The sequence below is a fragment of the Streptomyces sudanensis genome, from assembly GCF_023614315.1.
GTDB lineage: Bacteria > Actinomycetota > Actinomycetes > Streptomycetales > Streptomycetaceae > Streptomyces > Streptomyces sudanensis.
On record NZ_CP095474.1, the window covers coordinates 4,497,858 to 4,511,521 of the forward strand.

A 13,664-nucleotide genomic window follows, 5' to 3' on the forward strand; every position below is an offset into this window, starting at 1 on the left:
CAGTGAGCAGCAGCAACGACGGCGGCGTCCGGCTCTGGGGAGGTCGCTTCGCCGACGGCCCGGCCGAGGCGCTGGCGCGACTCTCCGCGTCCGTCCACTTCGACTGGCGGCTCGCCCCGTACGACATCGCCGGGTCCCGCGCCCACGCGCGCGTGCTCCACGGGGCCGGACTGCTCAGCGGGGACGAGCTGGCCCGCATGCTCACCGGCCTCGACGAGCTGGAGCGGGACGTCGCGTCCGGCGCCTTCACCGGCACCCTCGCCGACGAGGACGTCCACACGGCCCTGGAGCGCGGCCTGCTGGAGCGCCTCGGCCCCGAGCTGGGCGGCCGGCTCCGCGCCGGCCGGTCCCGCAACGACCAGGTCGCCACGCTGCTCCGGATGTACCTGCGCGACCACGCCCGGATCATCGGCGGCCTCCTCGCGGACCTGCAAGGCGCCCTCGTCGGCCTCGCCGAGGCGCACCCGGACGTCGCGATGCCGGGCCGTACGCACCTCCAGCACGCCCAGCCGGTCCTCTTCGCCCACCACGTGCTCGCCCATGTGCAGGCCCTCGCGCGGGACGCCGAGCGGCTGCGCCAGTGGGACGGGCGGGCGGCCGTCTCCCCGTACGGCTCCGGCGCGCTGGCCGGTTCCTCCCTCGGGCTCGACCCGGAGGCGGTCGCCCGGGACCTGGGCTTCGAGAACGGCAGCGCGGGCAACTCGATCGACGGCACGGCGTCGCGGGACTTCGCGGCGGAGTTCGCCTTCGTCACCGCGATGATCGGGGTGGACCTCTCCCGGATCGCCGAGGAGGTCATCATCTGGAACACGAAGGAGTTCTCCTTCGTCACCCTCCACGACGCCTTCTCGACCGGTTCGTCGATCATGCCGCAGAAGAAGAACCCGGACGTCGCGGAGCTGGCGCGCGGCAAGGCGGGCCGCCTCATCGGCAACCTCACCGGCCTGCTGGCGACGCTCAAGGCGCTGCCGCTGGCGTACAACCGGGACCTCCAGGAGGACAAGGAGCCGGTCTTCGACTCCTGCGACCAGCTGGAGGTGCTGCTGCCGGCGCTCACCGGCATGATGGCCACCCTCACGGTGAACCGGGAGCGGATGGAGGAACTGGCCCCGGCCGGGTTCTCGCTGGCGACGGACGTCGCGGAGTGGCTGGTCAGGCGGGGCGTGCCGTTCCGGGTGGCGCACGAGGTCGCGGGGGAGTGCGTGAAGGCCGCCGAGGCGGACGGCAAGGAGCTGGACGGCCTCACGGACGAGCAGTTCGCGAAGATCTCCGAGCACCTGACGCCCGAGGTCCGCACGGTCCTCGACGTGCCCGGCGCCCTGGCGTCCCGCGACGGCCGCGGCGGCACGGCCCCCTCGGCGGTGGCGGTCCAGCTCGCCGAGCTGAAGGCCGACCTGGCGGTCCAGCGCGCATGGGCGGAGGCCGGGAGGAAGTAGCCCCGCCTCCGCCCGCCGACCCGCCCACACCGGACCGGCCCGGAAGCCCGACGGGGTTCCCGGGCCGGTCCGGCGCGTCTCCGGGCGGGCCGACCGCCGTACCACCGCGGTGTGATCGACCGAGGGGGAGCGAACGGCTTTTCATATGAGACGTTCACGTCTCACTTCGGTTAGGGTTGTCTCATGAGTGTGGACCGTGACCAGGTGCTCCGCGCGGCCGCCGCGCTGCTCTCCCGCAGACCGACCGCCACCATGGACGAGGTCGCCCGGGCCGCCGGAATCGGGCGCGCCACCCTGCACCGGCACTTCGCCGGACGGGAGGCCCTGGTCAGGGCGCTGGAGGAGCTGGGCATCCAGGAGTTCGAAGCCGCCGTCGACGCCGCCCGGCTCGACGACGGCACCGCCGAGGAGGCCCTGCGGCGGCTGGTCGCCGAGGTGGAGCCGGTCGCCGGCCTGCTGTCCTTCCTCGTCGCCGAGAACCAGCTCTTCGAGGGCGAGGTCCACCAGGGGTGGTCCCGGCTGGACGCCCGGGTCTCCGCGCTGTTCCGGCGCGGACAGGAACGCGGCGAGCTCCGCTTCGACCTGACCCCCGCCTGGCTGACGGAGGCGCTCTACGGCCTCGTCGCCACCTGCGCCTGGGCCGTCCAGGACGGCCGGGTCGCCGGCCGGGACTTCCAGTACATGATCGTCGAGCTGCTGCTCGGCGGAACGCGCAGGAGCGTGGGGAGATGACCGCGACCGCACGGACGGCCGAGGACACGCAGACCGCCCGCAGCCCGGGCCGCTGGGTGGCGCTCGCCGTCCTGGCCCTGGCCGTCCTGCTGGTCGCGGTCGACGCCACGGTGCTCGGCCTGGCCACCCCGTACCTGAGCGAGGACCTCGAACCGTCCGGCACCCAGCTCCTGTGGATCGGCGACGTCTACTCCTTCGTCATCGCCGGGCTCCTGGTCTCCATGGGCGGCCTCGGCGACCGCATCGGCCGCAAGAAGCTGCTCCTGGCCGGCGCGACCGCGTTCGGGGCGGTCTCCGCCCTCACCGCGTACGCCACCACCCCCGAAATGATGATCGCCGCGCGCGCCCTGCTCGGCGTCGCGGGCGCGACCCTCATGCCCTCCACCCTCGCCCTGATCCGCAACCTGTTCCACGACCCGCGCGAGCGGAGCCTCGCCATCGGCGTCTGGGGCGCGACGGCCTCCGCCGGCGCCGCGGTCGGCCCGGTCGTCGGCGGCTTCCTGCTGGAGCACTTCTGGTGGGGTTCGGTCTTCCTGATCAACCTCCCCGTGATGGCCGTCCTCGTCGTCGTCGGCGCCCGGCTCCTCCCCGAGTCGAAGGACCCGGCGCCCGGACCCTGGGACCTGCCGAGCGTCGCCCTGTCCCTCCTCGGCATGATCGGCGCCGTCTACGCGGTCAAGGAGGCCGCCGCGCACGGCGCCCGCCCGGACGTGCTCGCCGCCGCCGCCGTCGGCACGGCCGCGCTCACGGTGTTCGTGCGCCGCCAGCTCACGCTCCCGGCGCCGCTGCTCGACATGCGGCTGTTCCGGAACCGGGGCTTCTCGGTCGCGGTCCTCGCGGACCTGCTCACCGTCCTGGGACTCGCGGGGCTGATCTTCTTCCTCTCCCAGTTCCTGCAACTGGTCCAGGGACGCAGTCCCCTGGAGGCCGGCCTCGCCGAACTGCCCGCGGCGCTGGGCGCGGTCGGCGCGGGACTCCTCGCGGGGGCCGCCGCCCGGCGGTTCTCCGTCCGGTCCGTCCTCTCCTGCGGGCTCGCCGCGGTCGGCCTGGCCCTGGCGGCGCTGACCGTGCTGGACCCCGCCACGGGCTACCCCGTGCTGGGCGCCGCCCTGCTCGTGGTCGGCCTCGGCGCGGGCCTGGCGTTCACCGTCACCGCCGACGTCATCCTGTCGAGCGTCCCCAAGGAGCAGGCGGGCGCGGCCTCCGCGGTCTCCGAGACGGCCTACGAACTGGGCGCGGCGCTCGGCATCGCCCTGCTGGGCTCCGTCGTGACCGGCGCCTACCGGGGCTTCGCCGCCCCTCCCGGCGTCCCCGCCGACGTGGCCGCCGCCGCGCACGAGTCGCTGGGCGGAGCCGTCGAGGCGGCATCGGCGCTGCCGCAACGTTCCGCCGAAGCGCTGGTGACGGCCGCGCAGTACGCGTTCGTGGACGGCCTGCGCGCCGCGGCGGCCGTCGGCGCGGCCGTCCTCCTCGCGACGGCCGCCGCGACCCGGCTGCTGCTGCGCGACCGGGCGGCGGAGGGCGGCGCCGACCGCCCGTGAGCCGCGGCGCGCGTCGCGCCCGGACGCACCCCGGCCGCGGGCACGGCCGGCCGGGGAGGGGCCGTCAGGCCGCCTTCGCCTTGGTGGCGTACATGTCCACGTACTCCTGCCCGGACAGCCGCATGACCTCCGTCATCACCGAGTCCGTCACCGCCCGCAGCACGTACCGGTCGCGGTCCATGCCCTCGTAGCGCGAGAACTCCATCGGCTCGCCGAACCGCACCGTCACCCGGCCCGGCCGGGGCAGCCCCGCGCCGCCCGGCTGCAGCTTGTCCGTGCCGATCAGCGCGAACGGCACCACCGGCGCGCCCGTCATCAGCGTCAGCCGCGCGATGCCCGTGCGGCCCCGGTACAGCCGGCCGTCGGGGGAGCGGGTGCCCTCCGGGTAGATGCCGAAGACCCTGCCCTCCTCCAGCACCCGGCGGCCCGTGTGCAGGGCGGCCACCGCGGCGCCCGCGCCGTCCCGGTCCACCGGGACCATGCCGACCCCGGTGAAGAACCACGCCATGAGCCGGCCCTTCAGGCCCTTGCCGGTGACGTACTCGTCCTTGCCGATGAAGAACACCTGGCGGTCCACCACCAGCGGCAGGATCATCGAGTCGATGAAGGTGAGGTGGTTGCCCGCCAGGATCACCGGCCCGGAGCCGGGGATCCTCTCGGCGCCCTCCACCCGCATGCGGAACATCAGCCGCATGACCGGGCCGACCACTGACTTGATGAGCGCGAAGCGGGACAACGAGTCCTCCGGTGTCGTGAGCGGTCGCGACCCTGTGGTGGCCGACGAGGTCCGTGCAGGTGAGGACGATACTCGCGGGCCGCGCCCCACCGCACGCGCGACCGCCGCGACGCACGCGGTGTCGTCCCGCGTTCCCCGCCCGTTCGCCCGGCGTCACCCGTACGTCACGCGCGGCCCCCTACGATCGGCCGCGCCCGACAGCCCGCAGACGAAGACACGTTCAGTGGAGGAGCCCCCATGACCGAGGGTGCGCGCAGGAGTCCCGCCCGCAGGACCGTACTGGGAGCCGCGGCGCTCACCACCGCGGCCGCCGTGTCCGCCGTCGGCGCCCCCGCCGCGGCCGCCNGGGGCGCCGGGACCGCCCAGGGCGCGGAGGGGGCCCGCGGCGGGGCCCGCCGGGGGCTGCCCGTCCCCACGGTCATAGCCCACCGCGGCGCCAGCGGCTACCGCCCCGAGCACACCCTGGGCGCCTACCAGTTCGCCCTCGACATGGGCGCCCACGTCATCGAGCAGGACCTGGTGCCCACCCGCGACGGGCACCTGGTGTGCCGTCACGAGAACGACATCAGCGGCACCACGGACGTCGCCGACCACCCCGAGTTCGCCTCCCGCCGCACCACCAAGACGGTCGACGGCCAGTCCATCACCGGCTGGTTCACCGAGGACTTCACCCTCGCCGAGCTGAAGACGCTGCGCGCCAAGGAGCGCATCCCCGGCACCCGCCCGCAGAACACGCTGTACGACGGCCGCTGGACCGTCCCCAGCTTCGAGGAGGTGCTCCGCTGGGCCGAGAAGGAGGGCCGCCGCCGCGGGCACCCGGTGTGGCTGCACGTCGAGACCAAGCACCCCACGTACTTCCGCGGGATCGGCCTCGGCCTGGAGGAGCGCCTGGCCCGGCTGCTCCGCCGCTACGGCCGCCACCGCGCCGACTCGCCGACCTTCCTGCAGTCCTTCGAGCCGACCAGCATGCAGCGCATGGCGGAGCTCGTCGCCACGCCGCGCGTCGTCCTGCTGTGGACCACCGACGACCGCCCGTACGACTTCGTCCAGGCGGGCGACCCGCGCACCGTCGCCGACCTGGTGACGCCCCGCGGCCTCGACTGGATCGCCTCCTACGCCCAGGGCATCGGCCCCCTCCTCGACCTCGTCATCCCCAAGCGCCCCGACGGCCGGCTGGGCGAGCCGACCACCCTCGTCCGCGACGCCCACGCCCGCGGCCTGGTCCTCCACCCCTACACGCTGCGCAACGAGAACGCCTTCCTGCCCGCCGACTTCCGGCGCGGCACGGACCCCAACGCGTACGGCGACGTCTTCGGCGCGTACCGGGCGTACTTCGCCACCGGCATCGACGGCATCTTCACCGACCAGCCCGACACGGCCCTGCTCGCCGCGGCCGACCACCGCGGCCGCTGACGCCCCGCGGGGGCACGCGGACCGTCACCCGCGTGCCCCCGCGGCCACCCCGCCGGGTGAATCCGCCTCCGGCCGGGCAACTCCCCCGGCCCGCCGCGGGTCGTGCCCGGCATGACGCCCCGCCACCCGCTCCCGGAACCCCGTCACACCCTCCCGCGCGCGCCGGCCGTCCCCGAAGCGCTCGGGGCGCTCGCCCCGCTCCTGGCCGCCGAGTCCGAGGCCGAGGCCGCCGCGTCGGGCGCCGACCCCCGCGACCTCCAGCAGGCCGTCTGGCTCAGGCTCCTCGAACACCTCGACGGGCCGGGCATCCCCGCCCGCCCCGCCGACTGGCTGCGCCGCGCCGTGCGGGAGGAGGCCCGCCGGGCCCGCCGCACGGCCGCCCGGGAACTCCCGTACACCGGCGAGCCCGCCCCCGACGCCCGCTCCGGGCCCGCGCCCGGCCCCACCCCCGAACACGCCGCGGTGCAGGCCGAACGCCACCGGGCGCTGCGCGCCGCCGTCCACCGGACCCCGGCCCGCTGCCGGGGCCTGCTGTCCGCGATGCTCTCGCCGGACGACCCGACGTACCGCGAGATCGCGGGCGGGCTCGGCGTCCCCCGGGGCAGCCTGGGCCCGCTGCGCTCCCGGTGCCTGGGGTGCCTGCGCAGGATGCTGGCGCCGGAGACCGGCGCGCCCGCCCGTCCGGGAGGGACGCGGTAGACCCGGCGCGGCCGGGCGACCCCGGGCGCTCACGGGCGCCGCCTTCCGCGGCGGGCGCACCGGACGGGGCCCGGAGCCGTGTTGCCGCCGCCGGGGCGGGGCCGAGCCGTACGGCGGCCCCGCCCCGCCTCCGTCGGCCGGGGAGGACTACCGGGCGGCCGGGGCGGTCCGGTGGGCGCGACGCAGCCACAGGATCCCGGTCACGGGCAGCAGGACCGGGATGAACACGTAGCCGTAGCCGAACTGCGACCACACCGTGGAGTCGGGGAAGGCCGCCGGGTCGAGCAGCGTCCACGTCCCGACCACCAGCACACCCACCAGTTCGACGGCGCAGCACACCAGCGCCGCCCTGCGGGCCGTCTCACCGCCGCGCACCAGCGTGTACGTGATGAAGACGTACACGACGGCCGCCACGGCCGACAGCGAGTACGCCAGCGGAGCCCGGTCGAACTCGGTCGCGAACTGGTACGCGGAGCGCGACACCGCGCCCACCGACATCACCCCGTACAGCCACACCAGCAGCATGCCGGGTCCCCTGACCAGCCGATCGGCGGCCATCAGCCCTCCCACCAGATGTCGTGGAGGCGCACCTCCAGCACGGCCAGGACCACCGCGCCGGCCGCGACCGTCGCCGACCCCCACCGGCTCCGCTCGACCAGCGACATGAAGCCCGCCGCCGGCAGCGCGAACAGCGCCCCGAGCAGGTACGCCACGAAGATCGCCGCACCCTCGTCGGCCTCCTCGCCCCGCGCGAGCCGCACCACGCCGACCACCGCCTGGGCCAGGGCCAGCACGGTCACCACGGCCATGCCGGCGAAGTGCCGGTCCTTCGTCGGCTGGTCCCGGTACGCGGCGAAACCGCACCACGCGGCGAGGGCCAGCGCGGCGAGGGACACCGTGAGCGTCAGGGCGTTGAACATGCGCCGAGACTATTACGGACGAAAACCCCCGCCGCGACCGGCCCCGCCGCCGACGCGACCGGCCCCGCCGCCGACGCGACCGGCCCCGTCCGCGTGGCCCCGGACACAGCCGCCCCCGCGCTCCTGCCCGCTGGCTCTCCGCAGCGCTCCGGTGTTCCCGCAGGTCGGAGCCTTGCAATCGCCGTGGGGCCGCCCACCGCGCCTGCGGCGTTCCCCGCCGTGCCGCCACCAAGGCGTCCGCTATGCGGACACCTTCGGCCGGTGCGGAAGACGGTCTGCTTTACTGGGCGCCATGACCACGACGAGCACCCGCATCCTTGCGACCGAGGCGATGACGACGCCCGGTGCTCGTTGTATGTGTCGAATGCGCGCCTTCTAGAGGGCCCCTGACGAGCCTCGCGCCCCGAAGCGAGACCCGACGCACCAGTCGGACGCGTCCGCGTGGAACAGACCGCGGACCGCGCCCCTCCCGCGCACCCGCCTCCCCGACGGCGGCCCCACCGCGCGCAGTGACGAACTCCCCGTGCCCGGCGGACCCCCGCGCCGCGCACTCGACAGTGACGGACCATCCTGTGATCACCACCAAGGGCCTGACCAAGGTCTACGAGTCGCGCGGCCGCCGGGTCACCGCTCTGGACGGTGTCGACCTGCACGTCCGCGAAGGCGAGGTGTTCGGCGTCATCGGCCGGAGCGGCGCCGGCAAGTCCTCCCTCATCCGCTGCGTCAACCTGCTGGAGCGCCCCACCTCCGGCACCGTGACGGTCGACGGCACCGACCTGACCGCCCTCGCCGGACGCGGCCGGCGCGCGGGCAGGGACCTGCGCCGCGCCCGCAGCCGCATCGGCATGGTCTTCCAGCACTTCAACCTGCTGTCCTCGCGCACCGTCCAGGCCAACGTCGAACTGCCCCTGGAGATCCTCGGCGCCTCCGGAGCCGAACGCTCCCGCCGGGCCCTGGAACTCCTCGACCTCGTCGGCCTCGCCGACAAGGCCAAGGCGTACCCCGGCCAGCTCTCCGGCGGCCAGAAGCAGCGCGTCGGCATCGCCCGCGCCCTGGCCGGCGACCCCCGGGTGCTCCTCTCCGACGAGGCCACCAGCGCCCTCGACCCGGAGACCACCCGCTCCATCCTCCAGCTGCTGCGCGACCTGAACCGGCAGCTCGGGCTGACCGTCCTGCTGATCACCCACGAGATGGACGTCGTGAAGACCGTCTGCGACTCCGCCGCGCTGATGAAGGGGGGCCGCGTCGTCGAGTCCGGCACCGTCGCCGGACTCCTCGCCACCCCCGGCTCCGAACTCGCCGCCGAGCTGTTCCCGGTCAGCGGACACGCCACCGGCCCGGACCGCACCGTCGTCGACGTGACCTTCCACGGCGAGGCCGCGGCCCGGCCGGTCGTCTCCCAGCTCGCCCGCACCTACAACATCGACATATCGATCCTCGGCGCCGCCATGGACACCGTCGGCGGCAAGCAGATCGGCCGGATGCGCATCGAACTCCCGGGCCGCTACGACGAGAACGTCGTCCCCGTCGGCTTCCTGCGCGAACAGGGCCTCCAGGTCGACGTCGTCGCCCCCGCCGCGGACCCCGCCACGACCCCCACCACGAACCCCGGCACCGGCTCGCCGTCGCCGCTCGCCGAGGAGGCCGCCAAGTGACCTGGTCGGACATGCAGCCCCTGCTCGCCCAGGGCACCGTCGACACCCTCTACATGGTCCTGTGGGCCACCGTCGCCTCCGTGCTCGGCGGGCTCCCCCTCGGCCTCCTCCTCGTCCTCACCGACCAGGGCGGACTGCTGCGGAACAAGGCGGTCAGCAAAATCGTCGGCGCGATCGTGAACGTCGGCCGCTCGCTGCCGTTCATCATCCTGCTGATCGCGCTGATCCCGTTCACCAAGCTCGTCGTGGGCACCTTCATCGGCCCGACCGCGATGATCGTCCCCCTCGCTGTCGGCGCCGTCCCCTTCTTCGCGCGCCTCGTCGAGACCGCCGTCCGCGAGGTCGACCACGGCCTGGTCGAGGCCGTCCAGTCCATGGGCGGCTCCGTCCCCACGATCGTCCGCAAGGTCCTCCTGCCGCAGGCCCTGCCGTCCCTGGTCTCCGCCGTCACCACCACCGTGATCGTCCTCATCGGCTACTCGGCCATGGCCGGGGCGGTCGGCGGCGAGGGCCTCGGGTCCAAGGCCATCACCTACGGCTACCAGCGGTTCGACACCGCGTTCATGCTCGTCACCGTGGTGGTCCTGATCGTGCTCGTCTCCGCCGTCCAACTCGCCGGCGACGGCGTCGTACGGCTCCTCGCCCGCCGCGGACGCGCCACGTCCTGACCGGCCCCACCAGACTTCCCGCGACCCTCACCGCTCGCGGCCGAAGAACGAGCCCGCACTCCTTGTCCGGGCGTTCCACCACACCAGAAAGAGGCACTCTTCGTGCTGAACCGGATCAAGACCCTCGCCGCCCTCACCGGCACCACCGCCCTCGCCGTCGGCCTCACCGCCTGCGGCACCGCCTCCGACCCGGCCGCCTCCGGCTCCGGCGACGACGCGTCCAAGCCGCTCGTCGTCGCCGCGTCCCCGACCCCGCACGCCGACATCCTCGCGTACGTCAAGGACAACCTCGCCGAGAAGGCCGGCCTCACGCTGGAGGTCAAGGAGTTCACCGACTACGTCCTGCCCAACACCGCCACGCAGGACGGCCAGGTCGACGCCAACTACTTCCAGCACAAGCCGTACCTGGACGACTTCAACAAGAAGAACAAGACCACCATCGTCCCCGTGGTCGACGTCCACCTCGAGCCGCTCGGCCTGTACTCCCAGAAGCTCACGTCCCTCAAGGACCTCAAGGCCGGCCAGACCGTCGCCGTCCCCAACGACACCACCAACGAGGGCCGCGCGCTCAAGCTCCTCGCCGACAACGGCCTGATCACCCTCAAGGCCGGCGTCGGCGCCGACGCCGGGCTCTCCGACGTCGCCGACAGCAAGGGCCTGGAGTTCAAGGAGCTGGAGGCCGCCACCATCCCGCGCGCCCTGAGCGACGTCGACGCCGCCGTCATCAACGGCAACTACGCCATCGAGGCCGAGCTCACCCCCGCCGAGGACGCCCTGGTCCTGGAGAAGCCCGAGGGCAACCCGTACGCCAACTTCCTCGCCGTCAAGGACGGCAACGAGGACGACCCGCGCGTGAGGAAGCTCGCCGAGCTCCTCGCCTCGCCCGAGGTCCGCACGTACATCGAGAACACCTACAAGGGCTCGGTGATCCCCGCCTCCGGCACCACCAAGTAACCCGTCCACCCCGGCGGCCCCGCCCGCGGCCCCGCGCACCGGCCGGTGCGCGGGGCCCCGCACGTCCCGCCATGCACGGCCCCCCGCTCATGCTGCATGCTGTCCGTTCACGGTCTCACCGCCCGGTCCCCGGCCCCCGGCATGGAGTTGCGCATGACTACCACCTTTCCGGACGTCTCCATCAGCACGGAACGGTTGGTGCTGCGCCCCTACGACGACGCGGACGTCCCCGCCCACGTCGAGATGATGAACGACGAGCTGGTCGTCGCCTGGACCTCCGCGCCCCACCCCTACACCACCGCCCACGCCGAGGAGTGGGTCCACCGGGCCGCCCCCGCCGAACGCACCAGCGGCCGCGGACTGGTCCTCGCCGTCACCGAGTTCCTCACCCAGCGCCTCGTCGGCGCCGTCCGCCTCCACCACACCGACTGGCGCGCCCGCTCCGCCGAGATCGCCTGCATCACCGCCCCCTGGGCCCGCGGCGAGGGCTACGCCACCGAGTCCGTCCTCGCCGTCGCCCGCTGGCTCTTCCGCGAGCAGCGCTTCGAGCGCCTCGAACTGCGCACCGCCGCCGGCAACACCGCCTCCCAGCAGGTCGCCCAGAAGATCGGCTGCGTCAGCGAGGGCGTCCTGCGCAACGCCTGGATAGCCCGCCTCCGGACGGAGGCCGGAACCTGGACCGAGACCCGGACCGACCTCATCGTCTGGAGCCTCCTGCCCGAGGACCTCGAAGGCGCCGGCGACCCCTACGCCCANCCCNGGCNNCCCGCGTACCCCGACTGGAACTGACCGCCCCGCCACCCGCCGGGACGCCCCGCCTGCGGGTACGCTCGCAGCAGCCCCGACCTGCACCGACACCCCAGGGAGACACGCGAAGATGGCCGACCGGGTCACGGTGATCGGATGGGACGGCTCACCCCTCACCGCCGCCGCGCGGTCCGCCCTCTCGGCAGCCACCCTCGTCGCGGGAGCCGCCCACCACCTCGCGCTCCCCGAGGTCCCCGAACGGGCCGAGCGGATCCGCCTCGGCAGCGTCGACCTCGCCGCCCGCCGCATCGCCGGACACCGCGGCACGGCCGTCGTCCTCGCCGACGGCGACCCCGGCTTCTTCGGCGTCGTCCGCGCCCTGCGCGACCCCCGCCACGGCCTGGAGGTGGAGGTCGTCCCCGCCGTCTCCTCCGTCGCCGCCGCCTTCGCCCGCGCCGGGATGCCCTGGGACGACGCCCGCGTCGTCGCCGCCCACACCCGGACGCTGCGCCGCGCCGTCAACGTCTGCCGCGCCCACCCCAAAGTCGCCGTCCTCACCTCCCCGGGCGCCGGCCCCGCCGAACTCGCCCTCATGCTCGACGGCGTCCACCGCACCTTCGTCGTCTGCGAGGCCCTGGGCACCGACCACGAGCAGGTCACCGTCCTCACCTCCGACAAGGCCGCCGACCTCACCTGGCGCGATCCCAACGTCGTCATCGCCATCGGCGGTTCCGTTCCCGCGCCCACCGGGGGCGGCTGGCTCATGGGCCCCGACCCCGGCCCCGTACGCGGCTGGGGCCTCCCCCCCGGCGCGTACGGCGACGAGCCCGCGCCCGCCGCGCCCGGCACCGGCGAGGCGCCCGTCCTGCGCGCCGCCCAACTGGCCCGCCTCGGCCCGCGCGTCGGCGACCTCGTCTGGGACATCGGCAGCGGTTCCGGCGCCTTCGCCGCCGAGGCCGCGCGCTTCGGGGCCGCGGTCATCGCCGTCGACGCCGACCCGGCCGCCTGCGCCCGCGCGGAGGCCGCCGCCCGCCGCTTCGGCGCCCAGCTCCAGGCCGTCGCCGGCCGCGCCCCCTCCGTACTGGAACGCCTCCCCGAACCCGACGTCGTACGCGTCGGCGGCGGGGGAGCGGAGGTCGTCGCCGCCTGCGCCGACCGCCGCCCCGAACGGATCGTCACGCATGCCGGCACCCGCGACGAGGCCGAGGCCGTCGGCGCGGTCCTCGGCGCCGGCGGCTACACCGTCGAGTGCGTCCTCCTCCAGTGCGTCGACCTCGACCCGGCCGCCTGGTCCGAACGCGACCGCTCGGTGGCCTTCCTCATCTCCGGACGCAGGCCCGCCCCGTGATCTCCCCACCGGAGGGGGACCGGTAGGCTGACCGACCGTTCCACCGCGGCCGGGCGTCCGGCGTCCCGTCCACCGGCATCCGCCGGAGGACACCCCTTCGGGGGTACCGCGTGGAGAACGCCACCGGGGCGCGCGACGTGGCGCAGTCCACAGCGACCCGTGGGGGAAGCCGCTTCCACGGGGCCCGAACGCGGCGAGAATGCTGGACGACCGCACGCCGTTCGTGCCGCGCGGCACGCATGCTCGTCGTCGACGACGGGCGGAAGGCTGAAGGATCACAACCGATGGGCGAGGGGTACGCATGACCGACACCGGCCAGGTCCCGGACGAGGGGCAGCCGGAGAACGCAGGCATGGTGGAGCAGCCGGGCACGCCCGTCCCGGACCCGTACACCTTCCTCGACCCCTCCGGCCCCGCCACCGCCGACGACGACGACCTCCTGCTGATGCCGGGCGCCCAGGGCGCCTGGACGGAGCCGCAGCCCGGCGTCCCCCCGGCCCCGCCCGTCACCGTGCCGGCGCCGCCCGCGGAACCCCTCGCGTACGACCCGCCCGCCGCCGCGGGCGACGCCGCCCCCGGGTACGGGCAGGACCCGGGCCCCGGGACCGACGGCCGCGGCGCCGCGCACGCCTCGTGGGCCGCCCAGGCACCGGCTCCCGCCCAGGCCCCGCGGCGGCCGCTGCACATGGGCCCGCCCATGCCCGACACCGGCCGCCTCGTACGTTCGCTCGCCGACCGCGGGCCCGCGCCCGTGCCGCCGGCCCCCGCGCCGCCCCGGCCCAGGCCGCGCCGGTGCCCGGCCCGGAGCACCCGGG

The 13,664-nt window shown here is 74.9% G+C and carries 12 protein-coding genes and 2 pseudogenes; 11 read left to right on the plus strand and 3 right to left on the minus strand.

Going from position 1 to position 13,664, the window contains the following annotated elements:
- Positions 1-2: 2 nt before the first annotated feature.
- The 3 genes from argH (at position 3) to MW084_RS20795 (ending at position 3,709) form a co-directional block, all read left to right on the plus strand.
- Complete coding sequence (argH, locus tag MW084_RS20785; protein WP_010471966.1) at positions 3-1,436, plus strand: argininosuccinate lyase; 1,434 nt, start codon at positions 3-5, stop codon at positions 1,434-1,436.
- 183 nt (positions 1,437-1,619) lie between these two features.
- Positions 1,620-2,168, plus strand: a complete 549-nt coding sequence (locus MW084_RS20790) for a TetR/AcrR family transcriptional regulator (RefSeq protein WP_029553603.1) — start codon at positions 1,620-1,622, stop codon at positions 2,166-2,168.
- On the plus strand, positions 2,165-3,709 hold the full coding sequence (locus MW084_RS20795; RefSeq protein WP_010471962.1) for an MFS transporter: 1,545 nt from the start codon (positions 2,165-2,167) through the stop codon (positions 3,707-3,709). Before MW084_RS20790 ends, MW084_RS20795 begins: the two co-directional genes overlap by 4 nt.
- A 64-nt stretch (positions 3,710-3,773) precedes the next feature.
- On the opposite strand, the gene MW084_RS20800 is transcribed toward MW084_RS20795, so the two are convergent.
- Positions 3,774-4,445, minus strand: coding sequence for a lysophospholipid acyltransferase family protein (locus tag MW084_RS20800; RefSeq protein ID WP_010471960.1), 672 nt, complete (start codon positions 4,443-4,445; stop codon positions 3,774-3,776).
- 346 nt (positions 4,446-4,791) lie between these two features.
- Between MW084_RS20800 and MW084_RS20805 the strand changes: the two are divergent.
- Together MW084_RS20805 and MW084_RS20810 are read left to right on the plus strand one after the other, a co-directional pair.
- Positions 4,792-5,858 (plus strand): annotated as a pseudogene (locus MW084_RS20805) (glycerophosphodiester phosphodiesterase); the annotation flags it as partial.
- Positions 5,859-5,969: 111 nt separating this feature from the next.
- Entirely contained in the window at positions 5,970-6,557 is a 588-nt protein-coding gene (locus tag MW084_RS20810; protein WP_010471957.1) for a sigma-70 RNA polymerase sigma factor region 4 domain-containing protein, read from the plus strand.
- Between the two features lie 147 nt (positions 6,558-6,704).
- On the opposite strand, the gene MW084_RS20815 is transcribed toward MW084_RS20810, so the two are convergent.
- A complete protein-coding gene (locus tag MW084_RS20815) occupies positions 6,705-7,115 on the minus strand; it encodes a hypothetical protein (protein ID WP_010471954.1) in 411 nt (136 codons plus the stop codon).
- Positions 7,115-7,477: a hypothetical protein gene (locus MW084_RS20820; RefSeq protein WP_010471952.1), complete on the minus strand. Its 363-nt coding sequence runs from the start codon at positions 7,475-7,477 to the stop codon at positions 7,115-7,117. Before MW084_RS20820 ends, MW084_RS20815 begins: the two co-directional genes overlap by 1 nt.
- Positions 7,478-8,049: 572 nt before the next feature.
- Between MW084_RS20820 and MW084_RS20825 the strand changes: the two genes are divergently transcribed.
- From MW084_RS20825 to MW084_RS20850, 6 genes and pseudogenes are all read left to right on the plus strand, one after another.
- A complete protein-coding gene (locus tag MW084_RS20825; protein ID WP_010471951.1) occupies positions 8,050-9,132 on the plus strand; it encodes a methionine ABC transporter ATP-binding protein in 1,083 nt (360 codons plus the stop codon).
- Positions 9,129-9,800 carry a methionine ABC transporter permease gene (locus MW084_RS20830; RefSeq protein WP_010471949.1) on the plus strand — a complete coding sequence of 224 codons (672 nt, stop codon included), beginning with the start codon at positions 9,129-9,131 and terminating at the stop codon, positions 9,798-9,800. Before MW084_RS20825 ends, MW084_RS20830 begins: the two co-directional genes overlap by 4 nt.
- 102 nt (positions 9,801-9,902) lie before the next feature.
- Entirely contained in the window at positions 9,903-10,754 is an 852-nt protein-coding gene (locus MW084_RS20835) for a MetQ/NlpA family ABC transporter substrate-binding protein (RefSeq protein ID WP_010471946.1), read from the plus strand.
- Positions 10,755-10,907: 153 nt separating this feature from the next.
- On the plus strand, positions 10,908-11,509 hold a 602-nt coding region (locus MW084_RS20840), incomplete at its 3' end, for a GNAT family N-acetyltransferase (protein ID WP_275563734.1).
- 122 nt (positions 11,510-11,631) lie between these two features.
- A complete protein-coding gene (gene cbiE / locus MW084_RS20845; RefSeq protein ID WP_010471943.1) occupies positions 11,632-12,849 on the plus strand; it encodes a precorrin-6y C5,15-methyltransferase (decarboxylating) subunit CbiE in 1,218 nt (405 codons plus the stop codon).
- Between the two features lie 301 nt (positions 12,850-13,150).
- Positions 13,151-13,664 (plus strand): annotated as a pseudogene (locus MW084_RS20850) (nicotinate-nucleotide--dimethylbenzimidazole phosphoribosyltransferase); the annotation flags it as partial.